Below are 16,905 nucleotides of genomic sequence, written 5' to 3'. Positions count from 1 at the left end.
CTCACCTCCGCTGGGGCGCCGGCCTCACTCCTCAACCGCTCCGCAACCGCTTCGCGTGCTCCTGAAGGGACCGTACGCCGATGTCACCGCGGACGATCGCCTGGATGCCCTGTACCGCCGCGGCCAGGCCCTGAACCGTGGTGATGCAGGGGATGGCGCGCAGCACGGCGGCGGTGCGGATCTCGTAGCCGTCCAGGCGGGGTCCCGACTGGCCGGGGCTGCCGAAGGGGGTGTTGACGATGAGATCCACCTCCCCGTCCAGGATGCGCCGGACGATGGTCTGCTCACCCGCGGGACCGGCTCCCTCGCTGTGCTTGCGCACGATCTTGGCACGGACACCGTTGCGGCGCAGGACTTCGGCAGTGCCCTCGGTGGCGAGGATCTCGAAGCCGAGGTCGGCGAGGGCCTTGACCGGGAAGATCATGGCGCGTTTGTCACGGTTGGCGACCGAGACGAACGCCCGTCCCTTGGTGGGCAGCGAGCCGTACGCGGCGGCCTGCGACTTGGCGTAGGCGGTGCCGAAGAACTCGTCGATGCCCATGACCTCGCCGGTGGAGCGCATCTCGGGGCTGAGCACGATGTCCACGCCGCGGAACCGGTTGAAGGGCAGCACGGCCTCCTTGACCGCGATGGGCGCGTCCAGCGGCATGGTGCCGCCGTCACCGCTCTCCGGCAGCAGGCCCTCGGCGCGCAGTTCGGCCACCGTGGCGCCCATCATCACCCGGGCCGCCGCCTTGGCCAGCGGCACCGCCGTGGCCTTGGAGACGAACGGGATGGTACGGCTGGCGCGGGGGTTGGCCTCCAGCACGTACAGGATGTTGGCCGACATGGCGTACTGCACGTTGAGCAGGCCGCGCACGCCCACACCTCTGGCGATGGCCTCGGTGGCGGTGCGGATGCGCTTGATGTCGTAGCTTCCCAGCGTCATCGGCGGCAGCGAGCACGCCGAGTCGCCGGAGTGGATGCCGGCCTCCTCGATGTGCTCCATCACTCCGCCGAGGTAGAGCTCCTCGCCGTCGAAGAGCGCGTCGACGTCGATCTCCACGGCCTCGTCGAGGAACTTGTCCACCAGCACCGGGTGGTCGCTGGCCGCGCCCGCCTTGGCCATGTAGGCGATCAGCGTCTCGTCGTCGTAGACGATGGCCATGCCCGCGCCGCCCAGCACGTAGGAGGGGCGCACCAGCACCGGGTAGCCGATCTCCGCGGCGATGGCCAGCGCCTCGTCGGAGGTCACCGCCACGCCGTGCTTGGGGGCGGGCAGTCCCGCCTCGGCGAGGACCCGGCCGAACGCGCCGCGCTCCTCGGCGAGGTGGATCGACTCGGGCGAGGTGCCGACGATCGGGACACCGGCGTCCTTGAGCGCCTGGGCCAGGCCGAGCGGGGTCTGGCCGCCGAGCTGGACGATGACGCCCGCGACGGGGCCGGTCTGCTGCTCGGCGTGGACGACCTCCAGAACGTCCTCCAGGGTGAGCGGCTCGAAGTAGAGGCGGTCGGAGGTGTCGTAGTCGGTGGAGACCGTCTCGGGGTTGCAGTTGACCATGACGGTCTCGTAGCCGGCCGCCGACAGCTCGAAGGAGGCGTGCACACACGCGTAGTCGAACTCGATGCCCTGGCCGATCCTGTTGGGCCCCGAACCGAGGATGAGGACCTTGGGGCGCTCCCCGTAGGGGACCTCGCTCTCCTCGTCGTAGGTGGAGTACAGGTAGGGGGTCTGGGCGGCGAACTCGGCGGCGCAGGTGTCGACGGTGTTGTAGACCGGGCGGACGCCGAGCGCGTGGCGCAGGTCGCGCACCCGCGACTCGGTCATGCCGCGCAGCTCGGCGATCTGCGCGTCGCTGAAGCCGTACCGCTTGACCCTGGTCAGCACCTCGGCGGTCAGCTGCGGCACCTCGCGCAGCTCGGCGGCCATCTCGTCGATCGCGATCAGCTGGTCGACGAACCACGGATCGACCCGGGTGGCCTCGAACAGCTCCTCGGCGCCTGCCCCGGCGCGGATGGCCTGCTGCATGGTGAACAGGCGCCCGTCGTGCGGGATACGGCAGGCGGCCAGGAGCTCGTCCCTGTCACCCGGATCGCCCGCCCAGGTGAAGGAGGCGCCCTTCTTCTCCAGCGAGCGCAGTGCCTTCTGCAGGGCCTCGGGGAAGGACCGGCCGATCGCCATGGCCTCGCCGACCGACTTCATGTGAGTGGTCAGGGTCGCGTCGGCCCCGGAGAACTTCTCGAACGCGAACCGGGGCACCTTGACCACGATGTAGTCCAGCGAGGGCTCGAACGACGCCGGGGTCTCCCTCGTGATGTCGTTGGGGATCTCGTCCAGCGTGTAGCCGATGGCGAGCTTCGCGGCGATCTTCGCGATCGGGAAGCCGGTGGCCTTGGAAGCGAGCGCCGAGGAGCGCGAGACGCGCGGGTTCATCTCGATGACGACCATGCGGCCGGTGCGCGGCTCGACGGCGAACTGGATGTTGCAGCCGCCGGTGTCGACGCCGACCTCGCGGATGACCGCGATGGCCACGTCGCGCATGTTCTGGTACTCGCGGTCGGTCAGGGTCAGCGCGGGGGCCACGGTGACGCTGTCACCGGTGTGCACGCCCATCGGATCGATGTTCTCGATCGAGCAGACGATCACCACGTTGTCCGCCCGGTCGCGCATGACCTCCAGCTCGTACTCCTTCCAGCCGAGGATGGACTCCTCAAGGAGCACCTCGGTGGTCGGCGAGGCGTCGAGGCCCGCCCCGGCGATGCGGCGCAGCCCCTCCTCGTCGTGCGCGAAACCGGAGCCGACCCCGCCCATGGTGAAGGAGGGCCGCACCACCAGCGGGTAGCCCAGTTCCCTGGCGGCGGCCAGGCACTCGTCCATGGTGTGGCAGACGGACGAGCGGGCCGACTCGGCGTTGAGGCCGTGCTCCTCGGCGACCTTGGCCACGATGCCCTTGAACAGCTCGCGGTTCTCGCCCGCCTGGATGGCGTCGACGTCGGCGCCGATCAGCTCGACCTCGTAGCGCTCCAGGACACCGGCCTCGTACAGGGAGATCGCGGTGTTCAGCGCGGTCTGCCCGCCCAGGGTGGGCAGCAGCGCGTCGGGGCGCTCCTTGGCGATGATCTTCTCGACGATCTCGGGGGTGATGGGCTCGACGTAGGTGGCGTCGGCGAACTCGGGGTCGGTCATGATGGTCGCCGGGTTGCTGTTGACGAGGATCACGCGGAAGCCCTCGGCGCGCAGCACGCGGCAGGCCTGGGTACCCGAGTAGTCGAACTCGCATGCCTGGCCGATCACGATCGGTCCTGAGCCGATCACCATGATCGACTGGATGTCCGTGCGCTTAGGCACCCTTGCTTCCCTCCGTACCCATGGTCGCGTCCGGCTCCTCGCCGGCTCCGCGGAGGACTCGTCCCTCGTCCGCCACTCCGCCCGCTCGTTCCCCGGACCGCTCCGTGCTCTTGGTCGCGTCCGGCTCCTCGCCGGCTCCGCGGAGGACTCGTCCCTCGTCCGCCACTCCGCCCGCTCGTTCCCCGGACCGCTCCGTACTTGTGATCGCCCCGTTGACCGTTCCCCGCTCTCCCGCCATCAACGCGCAGAAGTCGTCGAACAGGCTTGCGGAGTCGTGCGGGCCGGCCGCGGCCTCCGGGTGGTACTGGACGCTGAAGGCCGGGCGCTCCAGCAGCCGCAGCCCCTCGACGCAGTCGTCGTTGAGGTTGACGTGGCTGACCTCCGCAAGGCCGTACGGCGTGTCGAACACGCCCTCCAGCGGTGCCCGCACCGCGAAACCGTGGTTGTGCGCGGAGATCTCCACCTTGCCGGTTCCCCGGTGCTGTACCGGCTGGTTGACACCTCGATGGCCGTAACGCAGCTTGTAGGTGCCCAGCCCCAGGGCACGCCCGAAGAGCTGGTTTCCGAAGCAGATGCCGAAGAACGGGACACCCGCGTCGAGGACCCCGCGAAGCGCCTTGACCGGCCCGTCGGCGGTGGCGGGGTCGCCGGGGCCGTTGGAGAAGAACACCCCGTCCGGACCGAGCGCGAGGATCTCCTCCGTGGTGGCCGAGGCCGGCAGCACGTGCACCTCGCAGCCGCGCTCGGCCATCCGGTGCGGCGTCATCGCCTTGATCCCGAGGTCGACCGCGGCCACGGTGAACCGCCGCGCGCCGATCGCGGGCACCACGTACGGCTTGGCGGTGGAGACCTCTCCCGCCAGGTCGGCGCCCTCCATCGGGGGGCTGCCCAGCACCCGCTCCAGCAGCTCCTCGACCGGCGCCAGAGCCTTGCCGGAGAAGACCCCGGCCCGCATCGCTCCCCGCTCCCGCAGGTGACGGGTCAGGGCGCGGGTGCCGGGAATGGCGATGCCGACGACGCCCTGCTCCCTGAGGTAGTCGTCCAGGGAACGGTTGGAGCGCCAGTTGGAGGCCACCCGGGCCGGCTCGCGGACCACGTAACCGGCCACCCACACCCGCGAGGACTCCGGATCCTCGTCGTTGACCCCGGTGTTCCCGATGTGCGGCGCGGTCATCGCGACGATCTGGCGGTGGTACGACGGATCGGTCAGCGTCTCCTGGTAACCGGTCATCCCCGTGTTGAAGACCATCTCGCCGAAGGTCTCGCCCTCGGCGCCGTAGGGGGTCCCGTGGAAGACACGTCCATCTTCCAGCACTAGCACTGCGGTCACTCACACACCCCGATCATCTCGGCTCCAGCTCCGCAAAGTATGAAATATCTGGCACATCGATTCGCCGCCGCCGCACCGAGCGGGACGCCCCCACGTCCCGGTGCGGGAAGGCGAAGGTATCCGACGCCCGGCGCGCGAAAGCGGGGAGTCCTCACGTGAGCTTCCCGTCCAGGACCGTCGGCCTGCCGCGCAGGAAGGTCGCCACGACCCGGCCGGGCAGGGTAAGGCCCTGGTAGGGGGTGTTGCGGCTCTTGGAAGCGTAGCCCGCCGGGTCGACCGCGGCGCGCACCGCCGGGTCGTAGAGGGTGAGGTTGGCCGGCGCGCCGACCTCGATCGGCTGCCCGTGCCCTCGAAGCCTGCCGATCCTGGCCGGGGCGCAGGACATGCGCTCGGCGACACCGGCCCAGTCGAGCAGCCCCGTCTCCACCATCGCCTCCTGGACCACCGCGAGCGCCGTCTCCAAGCCGATCATGCCCATGGCGGCGGCGGCCCACTCGGTCTCCTTGTCCTCGACCGGGTGCGGGGCGTGGTCGGTGGCCACGCAGTCGATCGTGCCGTCGGCCAGAGCCGCGCGCAGCGCCTCGACGTCGGCGCGGGTGCGCAGCGGCGGGTTCACCTTGTAGATCGGGTTGTAGGAGCCGACCGGGGAGTCCTCGACGAGGTCGTCGGTCAGCAGCAGGTGGTGCGGGGTCACCTCGGCGGTGACGTCCCAGCCTTTGGACTTGGCCCAGCGGATGAGCTCCACCGAGCCCGCGGTGGAGACGTGGCAGATGTGCAGGCGCGAGCCGACGTGCGCGGCCAGCAGGCAGTCGCGGGAGATGATCGCCTCCTCGGCGACCGCGGGCCATCCGGTCAGGCCCAGCCTGCCGGAGACCGAGCCCTCGTTCATCTGCGCGCCCTCGGTCAGCCGCGGCTCCTGGGCGTGCTGGGCCACGACGCCGTCAAAGGCCTTGACGTACTCCAGCGCGCGGCGCATGAGCACCGCGTCGGAGACGCACTTGCCGTCGTCGGAGAAGACCCGGACCCGGGCCGCCGAGTCGGCCATCGCGCCGAGTTCGGCCAGGTGCTCGCCGCCCAGGCCGACCGTGACGGCTCCGACGGGCTGCACGTCGCAGTAGCCCGCCTCCTGGCCCAGGCGCCAGACCTGCTCGACGACGCCTGCGGTGTCGGCGACCGGATCGGTGTTGGCCATGGCGTGCACGGCGGTGTAGCCGCCGAGGGCGGCGGCGCGGGTGCCCGTGGTGACGGTCTCCGCGTCCTCACGTCCCGGCTCGCGCAGGTGGGTGTGCAGGTCCACCAGGCCGGGCAGGGCGATCAATCCCTCAGCCTCGACGGTCTCGACGGTCCCGCCGCCGCTCAGCCCCTGGCCGATCTCCACCAGGAGACCGTCGCGGATCAGGATGTCGACGGGCTCTCCGCCGAGGATCCTGGCGCCCCTGATGACGATGCCGTCACGCGTGGCCCCGATGCGGTCGTTCATCAGATCTCTCCCCCGAGGTCGGCGCCGCCAAGCAGCAGGTACAGAACGGCCATACGTGCGGTCACCCCGTTGGCGACCTGCTCGACGATCGTCGAGCGCGGCGAGTCGGCCACCTCGGCCGCGATCTCCATCCCCCGGTTCATCGGGCCGGGGTGCATCACGATGGCGTGGTCGGGCATCCTGGCGACGCGCTCGCGGTCGAGCCCGTAGCGGCGGCTGTACTCCCGCTCGGTGGGGAAGAACGCCGCGTTCATCCGCTCGCGCTGCACGCGCAGCATCATCACCACGTCGGACTTGGGCAGCATCGCGTCGAGGTCGTAGGAGACCTCGCACGGCCAGGAGTCGACGTTGACCGGGAACAGGGTCGGCGGGGCGACCAGGGTCACCTCGGCGCCGAGGGTGGCCAGCAGCAGCACGTTGGAGCGGGCCACCCTGCTGTGCAGCACGTCACCGACGATGGTGACCTTCCTGCCGTCCAGCGAGCCCAGGCGGCGGCGCATGGTGAAGGCGTCGAGCAGGGCCTGGGTGGGGTGCTCGTGGGTGCCGTCACCGGCGTTGACGACGCTGCCGCGCACCCAGCCGGCCAGCCGGTACGGGGCGCCCGAGGCGCCGTGCCGGATGACGACGGCGTCGGCGCCCATCGCCTCCAGGGTGAGCGCGGTGTCCTTGAGCGACTCGCCCTTGGAGACGCTGGAGCCCTTGGCGGAGAAGTTGATGACGTCCGCCGACAGGCGCTTGGCCGCGGCCTCGAAGGAGATCCTGGTCCGGGTGGAGTCCTCGAAGAAGAGGTTCACCACGGTGCGGCCCCGCAGGGTGGGGAGCTTCTTGATGGAACGTTCCGAGATCTTCGCCAGCTCGTCCGCGGTGTCCAGGATGAGCAGGGCGTCGTCACGGGTCAGATCGGCCGCCGAGATCAGGTGCCGCTTCACCGGCCGTCCTCCTTCAGCAGCAGGACCGCGTCGCGGCCGTCGTTCTCCTCCAGGTAGACCTTGACGCTCTCGGACTTGGAGGTCGGCAGGTTCTTGCCCACGTAGTCGGGGCGGATGGGCAGCTCGCGGTGGCCGCGGTCGACCAGGGTGGCGAGTTGCACGGCCTGCGGGCGGCCCAGGTCGTTGAGCGCGTCGAGCGCGGCACGGACCGTGCGGCCGGAGTAGAGGACGTCGTCGACGAGGACGACGGTCCTGCCGTCGATGCCGTCGGCGGGCAGTTCGGTGCGGCCCAGCGCGCGGGCGGGACGCAGGCGCAGGTCGTCTCGGTACATCGTGACGTCGAGGGAGCCGACGGGCACGGAACGGCCCTCGAACTGCTTGATGTGGGCGGCCAGGCGGCGGGCCAGGTGGACACCGCGCGTGGGGATGCCCAGCAGGACGACGTTCTCGCCGCCCTTGGTCCGTTCAAGGATCTCGTGGGAGATGCGGACCAGGGCCCGGTTGATATCGGGCTGCTCGAGAACGGCGCGCGCACCGCTCAGCGCATGCGAAATGGCATCGGTCAAGGAGTAACACCACCTTTCCCGCCTCACGGGACGGGTCTTAAAGGAAGTCAGCGCTCTTACGTTACCAGCCGCTCGACGGCTCGCCCTGACCGGACCCTGACCGGCCCCACCTCGGCGGACGCCGGACAGCCGCCCCAGCGATCTTCCTAAAAGTGAATAAATATCGTGATCTTCGCTGACTTCCCATGGTTCTGGCGGGTATGCGCTTTAGGTCCGTACCAACGCGAGGTATGGCGAGCGCGCCCACGGGGTCCGGGGCGCCGCCCTCCCGACTCTCTCGTCACCAGCCGCGAAGGAAGAGAAATGGCCTTTCACGTCGACTCCGAGGTCGGCCAGCTCCACCAGGTCCTGCTGCATCGGCCCGAACTCGCCCTGAAACGGCTCACGCCGTCGAACAAGGACGACTTCCTCTTCGACGACGTGCTGTGGGTGCAGCGCGCCGTGGAGGAGCACGAGGAGTGGCAGAGACTCCTGGTCGACCAGGGGGTCACCGTCCACATGCTCTCCGACCTGCTCCATGAGACCGTCGAGATCCCCCAGGCGCGCAAGCACATCCTGGACGGCATCGCCGACGAGCGCTACTTCGGCCCGATGGCCGTCGACGCCATCCGCAACGCGCTGGACTCGATGGACTCCACGATGCTTCAGCGCTATCTCACCGGCGGCATCACCAAGCGCGAACTGGTGGACATGGGCACCGACCCCAAAAGCCTCGCCTTCCACACGCTCAGGCCGGACGACTTCGTCCTGCCCCCGCTGCCCAACCACCTGTTCACCCGCGACACCTCCTGCTGGATCTACGGCGGCGTCTCGATCAACGCGATGAGAAAGAAGGCCCGCCGCCGCGAGACGGTCAACATGGAGGCGATCTACCGCTACCACCCCGCCTTCGCCTCCGGCTACGACCGGCCCGAGGAGGGCGGCTACCACGTCTGGATGCCCGGCATCCCCGCGGCTCCGGCCACCATCGAGGGCGGCGACGTGCTCGTCATCGGCCAGGGCGCGGTGCTGGTGGGGATCAGCGAGCGCACCCAGCCGCAGGCTGTCGAGATGCTCGCGCGGAGCCTGTTCGCGAAGGGCGCCGCGACGAGGATCGTCGCGCTGGACATGCCGAAGGCGCGGGCCTTCATGCATCTGGACACGGTCATGACCAACGTGGACGTCGGGGTGTTCACCAAGTTCGCGGGGCTGGGCATGCTGCCCTCCTACACCGTCGAGCCCGGCGACAACGAGAAGGAACTCAAGATTACCGACCATCCCCCCGAGGACATGCACAGAGCCATCGCGCGGGCGATCGGCCTGGACGACATCAAGGTCCTCAGCGCGACACAGGACGTGTACGCCTCCGAACGGGAGCAGTGGGACGACGGCTGCAACGTGCTGGCCCTGCGACCCGGCGTGGTCGTGGCCTACGAGCGCAACACCACCACCAACAACCACCTGCGCCGCAACGGGATCGAGGTCATCACGATCCGGGGCAGCGAGCTCGGCAGGGGCCGGGGCGGCCCGCGCTGCATGAGCTGCCCGCTGGAACGCGACGGCAGCTGAGCCCTCCCGGGAGCCGGGCGGGTCGCCGCCACGAAACGCCGATCCACACCTCCGGCCGGACGGGACCGTCGCACCGGGTATTCCTCCCGGCCACCTTGTCGAAGATCATACTCTGGTCGCCGCACCCGAAGATGATGTTGCCCCGAATCCCCCAGAAGAAGCCAGCATCCGGCGAAAAACCCGTAAAAACTAGAGGTTTCGCGATGCGCGGTAGGACAACTACCGCGTTTGAGGCGGACCACATCGGACCGGATTCGACATCTTTTTTCCAATCAGCTTGACCTTAGGCGCCCACAGCTTTACCGTCACTGTCCGTAACCACACCTCGTGGCGTTATCGGGTGAACCCTGACGCACCGGTCACCGAAGACGCCTACCCCGGGCGCCAACCCGGTGACCGGGGCATAAGTTGCGAGGTAGCACAATCAAGTTGAGAGCAGTACATACAGAGCCGGGGGGCCACACCATGCCGTCTGAGTACGCCAAATCGCTGGGTGCACGACTCCGCGCCATTCGCACCCAGCAGGGCCTGTCCCTGCACGGAGTCGAAGAGAAGTCCCGCGGGCGCTGGAAGGCGGTCGTCGTGGGCTCCTATGAGCGTGGCGACCGTGCCGTCACCGTGCAGAAGCTTGCCGAGCTGGCTGATTTCTACGGGGTGCCGGTCTCGGAGTTGCTGCCCGGAGGGGCTGCTCCCAGTCCTCTGGGCCCGACCCCGAAACTTGTGATCGACCTTGAGCGCCTTGCCCAGCTCCCCAAGGAGAAGGCCGGCGCGCTTGCCCGCTACGCGGCCACCATCCAGAGCCAGCGTGGCGACTACAACGGCAAGGTGCTGTCCATCCGCCAGGAGGACCTCCGCTCCCTTGCCGTGATCTACGACAAGTCCCCCAGCGAGCTCACCGAGGAGCTCATCGGCTGGGGCGTCCTGGACCCCGAGGCACGCCGCGCCGTCGAGTCCTTCTGACCGTCTGACCGGTCGTGGGTGCGCCGGAACCGGCGTGCCCACCCCGCTCTAAAAATCTTGCTCTCAGCAGAACGTTAGCTGCATTCCGCCCCGGCCCACGGCCACTGTGGTAGGAAAAGGCAAACATTCGATCGGCGAGACACGGTGGACATGACTTCGGGAGATGATCGGCTCGATCACTCTCGACCGCGCTCAAAAAGCCGTCTCCACTCGGTCATGGTGTCGCTGGGATCGACCAGGACGCGCACCTTCCTGCGGTTGCTGGCATCGATCGGCACCACCAGGACCCAGGACACCCTGAAGCTGCTGCCGTTCGTCGTCATGGCCGTGGTGGCCGTGATCGACTTCGGCTCGGGCCCCACGTCCGGCCTCCTCCCGCTGCTCGCCCTCGGCCCGGCCTTCGCCAGTGTGGCCTGCGGCCTGGCCCGCACCACCGTGATCGGCGTCGTCGCCCTGGTGCTGTGCGTCGCGCTCGGCCTCTACAACGACATCCTCTGGACGCCGCGTACCAACATCACCATGTTCGCCATCCTCGGCGTCACCGTGGCCAGCGTGCTGGCCAGCGCCGGGCGGCTGCGCCACGAGCGCCAGCTCGCCGACGTGCGCTCGGTGGCCGAGGCCGCCCAACGGGTGCTGCTGCGCCCTGTGCCCCGCCGCGCCGGTCCCGGCATAGGCGTGGCCGTCTCGTACACCTCCGCCACGGCCGAGGCCAGGATCGGCGGTGACCTGTACGAGGTCGTCACCACCCCGCACGGGGTGCGGATCATCGTGGGAGACGTGCAGGGCAAGGGCCTGGAGGCCGTGGAGACCGCGGCCGTGGTGCTCGGCGCCTTCCGCGAGGCGGCCCACGACGAGAAGAAGCTCCAGGGCGTCGTGGCACGGCTGGAGAAGGCACTGACCCGCGAGTTGTCCGGCGAGCAGTTCGTGACCGCCGTACTGGCCGAGATCCGCGGCGGTTCCACCATCGCCGTCATCAACTGTGGCCACCCCCCGCCCATGGTGCTGGACGCCGAGGGCACGATCTGGTTCGCCGACCCGCCGGACGAGGCCCTGCCGCTGGGCATGAGCGCACTACAGGCCAGCAAGCCGCAGCCGCACCACATCCCTTTCGAGCCGGGAGACCAGGTCCTCTTCTACACCGACGGGGTCATCGAGGCGCGCAACGGGTTCGGCGAGTTCTACCCGCTGCCGGAGCGGGCGCACCTGCTGGACGGTGAGGACGACCCTCAGGGGTCGCTGGACGCTCTGCGCGCGGACCTGCTCCACCACGTGGGCAGACCGCTGGGCGACGACGCCGCCATGCTCCTGCTGCGCCACCGCGCCGTCCAGGAGAACTCCTCCGCGGCGTAGACCGCCTCGGTCCTGCCCGCCACGGCCGGTCATCAAGGCACGCCGCGACGCCCTCCTCCGGCCTCGCGACACCCTCTGAACCAACCGTCTGACCGACCTCGCCACGGCGAGATCCGCCGGAGGGGACCTAACCCGCCAGCGGGACGTGGCCCGGGAGCACGGGTTGCGCCGGCACCCCGAGCAGGTTCTCGACCTCGATGACGAAGCGCTCCGCCTCGGAGATGAGCTCCTCGGCGTCTCGCGGCGACACCGTGCGGGTCAGCCCCGCCTCGGCGGCGGCCCGCTTGGCCGCGCTCGTCTCGAAGTAGGGCGCCCACTCGGCCAGCCGGGGCTCGGCCTCGGGGAGCAGCTCCCAGGCACTGCGCAGCCTGCGCCTGCGGCCCTGCATGGGACGGGGGCGCGCGGCCAGGACGGCGGCGGCCGCCCTGAGCGCCGCGAGGTGGGCCGCGACGTAACGAGCGGCGGAGGTCCGGGCGGCGGCGGCCTCTTCGAGACAGTCGCGTGCGTCTGTGAGGTGCGCCCGCACCGTGGGGGACAGTCGGGGCCCACCGGAATCGCCGAGCCGAGGGGTCATGTGCGTCAGCCTCCTTGGTCGCAAGCGGCTCCCGGCGTTTTCACCGGCGGTGTCAACATTCGCAGACCCCACCGACAAATCCACCGGGCGGCCGGACGAGGAGCTTCCCCTCTCCCCGCCCGCCCCGACCTGGGCCCGATCGTCTCCTCCGACGACGTGGATCCGGCCGGCCACCCTGGACACGGGCTGCGAGCCCCGCGTCATTACATCGAACATAAATTCGACCACTAATACTGTCAAGTAAAACGGCGAACAAAAGTTCGATCTTCTGATATGACGGAGGCCCCGGGAGATCTCCGTCTCCCGGGGCCTCCGCTCGCCGAGCGCCGATCCGCCCGCAGGCTCGCCCGCTCCGCCGCGCTACCGGGCGAACCTGCCTCGGACATGCACCGGCACCCCGGTGCCGAGCAGACCGGGAAGGACCTCCGCCACGTGCATCGGCAGCCGGACACAGCCGTGGGAGGCGGGTGCCAGCGGCACCGACAGCGCGCCGTGGAAGGCGATGCCGCCGTTGAAGAAGATCGGGTTGTAGAGCTGGCCCAGGTAGGACTTGTGCCAGCCGTCCCTGCGCCAGGTGGTCTTGTAGTCGCCCGTCGGCGTGCGGGCGTCGCCGCAGAACCGCTGGGTCTTGCCCTCCCAGGTGGCCGTCTCGCAGTAGGCGATCCCACTGCCTGAGGAGGTGTGGCTGATCAGCCGCACCGCGCCGTTGACGTAGAGGACCATCACCTGGGTGGTGAGGTTCACCTCCACCCGGGTCGGCTTACCCCCGGGGACGAGCACCTTCGGCGCCAGCGGACTCTCCAGGGCCTGCCAGGTCCTGCGCGCCACGGTGCTGGTCGGCGAGATGCCGTTGACCTTCTGGAAGGCCCAGATCGCGGTCAGGGTCGCACCGCCGTAGCGGCCGTCGATCCTGCCCGGGGCGTAGCCGAGCTCGGCCAGCCTCTCCTGGAGCACCTTCACCGTGGCGCCCTTCGCGCCGAGCCTGAGCGTCTTGCCCGGTGCGACGAACCGGGACGCCTCGGTCCTCGTCGCGACGGCCGGCGCGGCCGAGACCGCGGCCCGGGCCTCGGCGACGCCCGCGGAAAGGGTGACGCCCGCGGAAGAGAGGAGCACGGCCCCCGCCGTCATCAGCGCGGCCGCTCCCAGCCGCTGTCCAACCCCCACTTTCCATCAACTCCTCATATCACTATGGATCAGGTCAAGGGACCATAGCGCACGGGTTCCCCGTGCAAGTGACCGGTTATGAAGCGGAAATCAACGGTCAACCCGTTTAGAGTGGCCAGGTGCCAGAAAAGTTGCATCCGAACGTTGAGAAAGTCGCCGCCGTGCTCCGTGAGCACGCCGTCCCCGGCGAGATCGTCACCTTCGCCGAGGCCACCCCGACCGCCGCCAGCGCCGCCGCGCAGCTCGGCTGCGAGGTCGGCGCCATCGCCAACAGCCTGATATTCGACGCCGACGGCGAGCCGCTCCTGGTTCTGACCAGCGGTGCCCACCGGGTCGACACCGATCTGATCGCCAGGACGGCCGGGGTGGCGAAGGTGAAGCGCGCCGATCCCGCCTTCGTGCGGGCGGCCACCGGCCAGGTCATCGGCGGCGTCGCCCCGATCGGCCACCCCGCCCCGGTCCGGACGCTGGTCGACACCTGGCTGGACAAGTACGACGTCGTCTGGGCCGCCGCCGGCCACCCGCACACCGTCTTCCCGACCTCCTTCGACGAGCTCGTCCGCATCACCGGCGGGGCCCCCGTCGAGGTCGAATGACCGCGATCCGGCGGTGAGCACGGCACGGCGCTCCCGCCACCGGCGCTGACCCGCGTCATGTCCTCCCTGCTAGGGTGCGACGCGTGATCGGACTGCGACGGATCGGCCCCGACGAGTTCACGCTCCGGTTGGACGCGGTCCTTGACGTCTACACCAAGGCGATGAACCCGCCCGCCGACCAGATCGCCGGCCGCAAGGCGATCATGGGAAACCACGCCACCAACCCGGCCTTCACCTGCCTGTTCGCCGAACTCTCCGACGGCACCCCGGTGGGGATCGCCTACGGTTTCCACGGGGTTTCCGGCCAGTGGTGGCACGACGTGGTCCGGCGGGCCCTCGCCGAGAAGCACGGCGAGGGCAGCGCCCGCGGCTGGCTGGGCGACGCGCTGGAGCTCGCCGAGATCCACGTCCACCCCGACTACCAGGGCAAGGGCATCGGACGGTCGATGATCATGGGCATCTGCGCGGGCCGCCTGGAGCGCACCGCCGTGCTGTCCACCCGCGACCGGCCCACCGCGGCCCGGCACCTCTACCGGAGCATCGGCTTCGTGGACCTGCTCACGCAGTTCGTCTTCCCCGGCGGGCACGAGCGCTACGCGATCCTCGGGGCGGTCCTCCCGCTGGACGGCTGAGCCGCCGGCGGGAGACCCTCTCGCTCAGCCCCCCAGCGAAGGGGCCCTCGGCGTGTGGTCGAGCGCCTGGAAGACCTCGCGGGTCGCGCTGGAGCGGTTGAAGGTGATGAAGTGGATGCCGGGCGCGCCCTCGTCGAGCAGGGTCTGGCAGAGCTCGGCGGCCAGCTCGATGCCCAGGCTGCGCACGGCGGCCGGATCGTCGGCGACGGCCGCGAACCTCTCGGCCACCTCGGGCGGGAACGGCGCGCCGGAGAGCTGTTCCGACCTGGCGATGGTGCTCATCTGCGTGACGGGCATGATGCCGGGGATGATCGGCGTGTCACAGCCACTGGCCGCCACCCGGTCACGGAGCCGTAGGTAGTCGTCCGCGCGGAAGAACATCTGGGTGATCGCGTAGTCGGCGCCCGCCCGGCACTTGCGTACGAAGTACTCGGTGTCGGACTCGATCGAGCGCGACCTGGGGTGCTTGTAGGGGAAGGCGGCCACGCCCACGCAGAAGTCGCCGGACTGGCGGATGAGCCTGACCAGTTCCTCGGCGTACAGGACGCCCTCGGGGTGGCGTACCCACTCGCCCGTCACGTCGCCCGGCGGGTCGCCCCGCACGGCGAGGATGTTGCGGACGCCCGCCCCGGCGAACCGGCCGACCAGGTGGCGCAGCTCGCGGATGGAGTGGTTGACGGCCGTGAAGTGGGCGACCGGGGTCAGCGTGGTCTCGTGGGCGATCCGCTCGACGATGTCGACGGTGCGGTCGCGGGTGCTGCCTCCGGCACCGTAGGTGACGGAGACGAAGGTGGGGTGCAGCGCCTCCAGCTCGCGGACGGCACGCCAGAGGTGGCGCTCTCCCTCGTCGGTCTTCGGAGGGGAGAACTCGAAGGAGAACGAGTGGGCACCGGCGGCGAGGAGTTCGCGGACGGTGGCGACACGATCTGGAAGAACGGACGGGCGACCCAGAGCCATGGGGCAAGGATACTGGCCCGGCCGCCCGGCCGCCCGGATGCCCGATCAGATCACGGCCGCCTACAGGACGATCTCCACGCGAAACAACCGTTCTTCTAGATCGAAATATCCCCTTGGACCGTTAATCTCATTACTTGACCTCCTCCTGCCGCCGAAGCCGGGGGATCCCAACTTTCATAGATTGGGTTTCCTGACTCATGACCAGTCGCGAGAAACCCGGAGGTGTCGTGTCTCACACCGGCCCCGCAACCGTTCCGCCGCTCCGCCGCCCCGGCGGGAAGGCCCGTGTCGACCATGCGTACGGTGGTCGGGGTGTCATCACCGCCGGACACGGTGCCAGGGCGTGCGGCACCGCACCGCGTTTCCTCCCCAGAGCTGAAGCCCGGGGGCTCCATACCGGAGGTATTCGATGATCACTTCTGCAACCGCGCTGGACATGATCCGGTCCGAGGTGGACCATGCTCTCCGGCGGTTCGTCGAACAGCAGCGTCCGCAGGTCAGTGCTCCAGAGCTGGCCCCTCTTGTCTCCGCTGCCGAGGACTTCCTCGCGGGCGGCAAGCGGCTGCGCCCCGCCTTCTGCTACTGGGGCTGGCATGGTGCGGGCGGAGGCGACGACCCCGCGCTCTTCTCCGCGGCCGCCTCCCTTGAGCTGCTCCAGGCAAGCGCCCTGGTGCACGATGACGTGATGGACGCCAGCGACCTGCGCCGGGGCATGCCCTCGGCACACCGCAGGTTCGAGGAACTGCACAGAAAGGCGGGCTGGCACGGCTCCGCCGAGCAGTTCGGCGAGGGTGCGGCCATTCTGCTGGGCAACCTGATGCTCATCTGGTCCGGTGAGATGTGGCGCAACAGCGGTCTGCCGGCCGCCTCGCTGGCGGCGGCGCAGAAGGTGCACGACGACATGCGCACCGAACTGATGTGCGGCCAGTATCTCGACCTGCTGGAGCAGGCGCACGGCGAGGGCACCTTCGACAGCGCGCTGCGGGTCGCCCTCTTCAAGAGCGGCAAGTACTCCGTGGAACAGCCGCTCCGGCTCGGGCTGGTGCTGGCCGCCCAGGGCAGGGAGCCCTGGATCGACCGGCTCTGCGAGGAGTACGGGCGGTCCGTGGGCATCGCCTTCCAGCTTCGCGACGACATCCTCGGCGTGTTCGGCGACCCGGACGAGACCGGTAAACCGGCCGGCGACGATCTTCGCGAGGGCAAGCGGACGATGCTCATCGCCCGCACGCTCGCCGCCGCCTCGGCCTCCCAGGCACAGGTGGTACGCGCCACGCTCGGCGACCCGGATCTGGACGAGGCCGGGGTGGACCGGCTGCGCCGGATCATCGAGGAGACGGGGGCTCTCGTGGCGTGTGAGGACCTGATCAAGGAGTACCTGGAGAACGCCCTCGGTTCGCTGGAGGGCGCCCCGATCCGCCCCGACGCCCGGGCGGCCCTGGCCGACCTCGCGGTGGCCGCCACCTCCCGACGCACCTGACCCGTGCACCTGGC

Annotated in this window: 13 protein-coding genes and 1 pseudogene; 6 read left to right on the top strand and 8 right to left on the bottom strand. The window is 69.7% G+C overall.

The window, feature by feature from the left end; translation table 11 throughout:
* Positions 1-31: 31 nt before the first annotated feature.
* The 5 genes and pseudogenes from carB to pyrR all read right to left on the bottom strand — a co-directional run bounded on the left by carB (position 32) and on the right by pyrR (position 7,633).
* Complete coding sequence (gene carB / locus ABT130_RS06865) at positions 32-3,328, bottom strand: carbamoyl-phosphate synthase large subunit (protein WP_350924428.1); 3,297 nt, start codon at positions 3,326-3,328, stop codon at positions 32-34.
* Between the two features lie 226 nt (positions 3,329-3,554).
* Positions 3,555-4,658 (bottom strand): annotated as a pseudogene (gene carA / locus ABT130_RS06860) (glutamine-hydrolyzing carbamoyl-phosphate synthase small subunit); the annotation flags it as partial.
* Between the two features lie 151 nt (positions 4,659-4,809).
* Positions 4,810-6,138 carry a dihydroorotase gene (locus ABT130_RS06855; protein WP_350953499.1) on the bottom strand — a complete coding sequence of 443 codons (1,329 nt, stop codon included), beginning with the start codon at positions 6,136-6,138 and terminating at the stop codon, positions 4,810-4,812.
* Positions 6,138-7,067 carry an aspartate carbamoyltransferase catalytic subunit gene (locus ABT130_RS06850; protein WP_343979617.1) on the bottom strand — a complete coding sequence of 310 codons (930 nt, stop codon included), beginning with the start codon at positions 7,065-7,067 and terminating at the stop codon, positions 6,138-6,140. Before ABT130_RS06850 ends, ABT130_RS06855 begins: the two co-directional genes overlap by 1 nt.
* Positions 7,064-7,633: a bifunctional pyr operon transcriptional regulator/uracil phosphoribosyltransferase PyrR gene (gene pyrR, locus ABT130_RS06845; RefSeq protein ID WP_350924424.1), complete on the bottom strand. Its 570-nt coding sequence runs from the start codon at positions 7,631-7,633 to the stop codon at positions 7,064-7,066. Before pyrR ends, ABT130_RS06850 begins: the two co-directional genes overlap by 4 nt.
* Positions 7,634-7,936: 303 nt before the next feature.
* Here pyrR and ABT130_RS06840 point away from each other — a divergent pair, with 303 nt between their 5' ends.
* From ABT130_RS06840 to ABT130_RS06830, 3 genes are all read left to right on the top strand, one after another.
* Positions 7,937-9,181: an arginine deiminase gene (locus ABT130_RS06840; RefSeq protein WP_350953497.1), complete on the top strand. Its 1,245-nt coding sequence runs from the start codon at positions 7,937-7,939 to the stop codon at positions 9,179-9,181.
* 465 nt (positions 9,182-9,646) lie between these two features.
* A complete protein-coding gene (gene bldD, locus ABT130_RS06835; protein ID WP_030910010.1) occupies positions 9,647-10,141 on the top strand; it encodes a transcriptional regulator BldD in 495 nt (164 codons plus the stop codon).
* A 216-nt stretch (positions 10,142-10,357) separates the two neighbouring features.
* Positions 10,358-11,491, top strand: a complete 1,134-nt coding sequence (locus tag ABT130_RS06830; protein ID WP_350953495.1) for a PP2C family protein-serine/threonine phosphatase — start codon at positions 10,358-10,360, stop codon at positions 11,489-11,491.
* Positions 11,492-11,618: 127 nt separating this feature from the next.
* Here ABT130_RS06830 and ABT130_RS06825 read toward each other — a convergent pair whose 3' ends face one another.
* Both ABT130_RS06825 and ABT130_RS06820 read right to left on the bottom strand, forming a co-directional pair.
* Positions 11,619-12,065: an SAV_6107 family HEPN domain-containing protein gene (locus ABT130_RS06825; protein ID WP_350924418.1), complete on the bottom strand. Its 447-nt coding sequence runs from the start codon at positions 12,063-12,065 to the stop codon at positions 11,619-11,621.
* Positions 12,066-12,425: 360 nt separating this feature from the next.
* A complete protein-coding gene (locus ABT130_RS06820; protein WP_350924416.1) occupies positions 12,426-13,229 on the bottom strand; it encodes a L,D-transpeptidase family protein in 804 nt (267 codons plus the stop codon).
* A gap of 119 nt (positions 13,230-13,348) precedes the next feature.
* Between ABT130_RS06820 and ABT130_RS06815 the strand changes: the two genes are divergently transcribed.
* Together ABT130_RS06815 and ABT130_RS06810 are read left to right on the top strand one after the other, a co-directional pair.
* The gene (locus ABT130_RS06815) at positions 13,349-13,825 is read left to right on the top strand and encodes a YbaK/EbsC family protein (RefSeq protein WP_451935058.1); all 477 of its coding nucleotides are present in this window, start codon (positions 13,349-13,351) and stop codon (positions 13,823-13,825) included.
* Between the two features lie 83 nt (positions 13,826-13,908).
* Positions 13,909-14,457: a GNAT family N-acetyltransferase gene (locus ABT130_RS06810; protein WP_350924414.1), complete on the top strand. Its 549-nt coding sequence runs from the start codon at positions 13,909-13,911 to the stop codon at positions 14,455-14,457.
* A 24-nt stretch (positions 14,458-14,481) separates the two neighbouring features.
* Here the strand turns inward: ABT130_RS06810 and metF are convergent, their stop codons facing one another.
* Positions 14,482-15,414 carry a methylenetetrahydrofolate reductase [NAD(P)H] gene (metF, locus tag ABT130_RS06805; RefSeq protein ID WP_350924412.1) on the bottom strand — a complete coding sequence of 311 codons (933 nt, stop codon included), beginning with the start codon at positions 15,412-15,414 and terminating at the stop codon, positions 14,482-14,484.
* A gap of 409 nt (positions 15,415-15,823) precedes the next feature.
* Here metF and ABT130_RS06800 point away from each other — a divergent pair, with 409 nt between their 5' ends.
* The gene (locus ABT130_RS06800) at positions 15,824-16,891 is read left to right on the top strand and encodes a polyprenyl synthetase family protein (RefSeq protein WP_350924410.1); all 1,068 of its coding nucleotides are present in this window, start codon (positions 15,824-15,826) and stop codon (positions 16,889-16,891) included.
* Positions 16,892-16,905 lie beyond the last annotated feature (14 nt).

It is taken from the genome of Streptosporangium sp. NPDC001681 (assembly GCF_040298085.1).
Lineage (GTDB): Bacteria > Actinomycetota > Actinomycetes > Streptosporangiales > Streptosporangiaceae > Streptosporangium.
The sequence above is the reverse complement of the archived record's forward strand: the minus strand, read 5'-3'. Positions and strand labels throughout refer to the sequence as shown.

Bases quoted from the DNA above. Each gene is read 5' to 3' on its own strand.
- ABT130_RS06855 (WP_350953499.1), bottom strand. From the start codon at position 6,138: ATGAACGACCGCATCGGGGCCACGCGTGACGGCATCGTCATCAGGGGC.
- ABT130_RS06840 (WP_350953497.1), top strand. From the start codon at position 7,937: ATGGCCTTTCACGTCGACTCCGAGGTCGGCCAGCTCCACCAGGTCCTG.
- bldD (WP_030910010.1), top strand. From the start codon at position 9,647: ATGCCGTCTGAGTACGCCAAATCGCTGGGTGCACGACTCCGCGCCATT.
- ABT130_RS06830 (WP_350953495.1), top strand. From the start codon at position 10,358: ATGGTGTCGCTGGGATCGACCAGGACGCGCACCTTCCTGCGGTTGCTG.
- ABT130_RS06825 (WP_350924418.1), bottom strand. From the start codon at position 12,065: ATGACCCCTCGGCTCGGCGATTCCGGTGGGCCCCGACTGTCCCCCACG.
- metF (WP_350924412.1), bottom strand. From the start codon at position 15,414: ATGGCTCTGGGTCGCCCGTCCGTTCTTCCAGATCGTGTCGCCACCGTC.
- ABT130_RS06800 (WP_350924410.1), top strand. From the start codon at position 15,824: ATGATCACTTCTGCAACCGCGCTGGACATGATCCGGTCCGAGGTGGAC.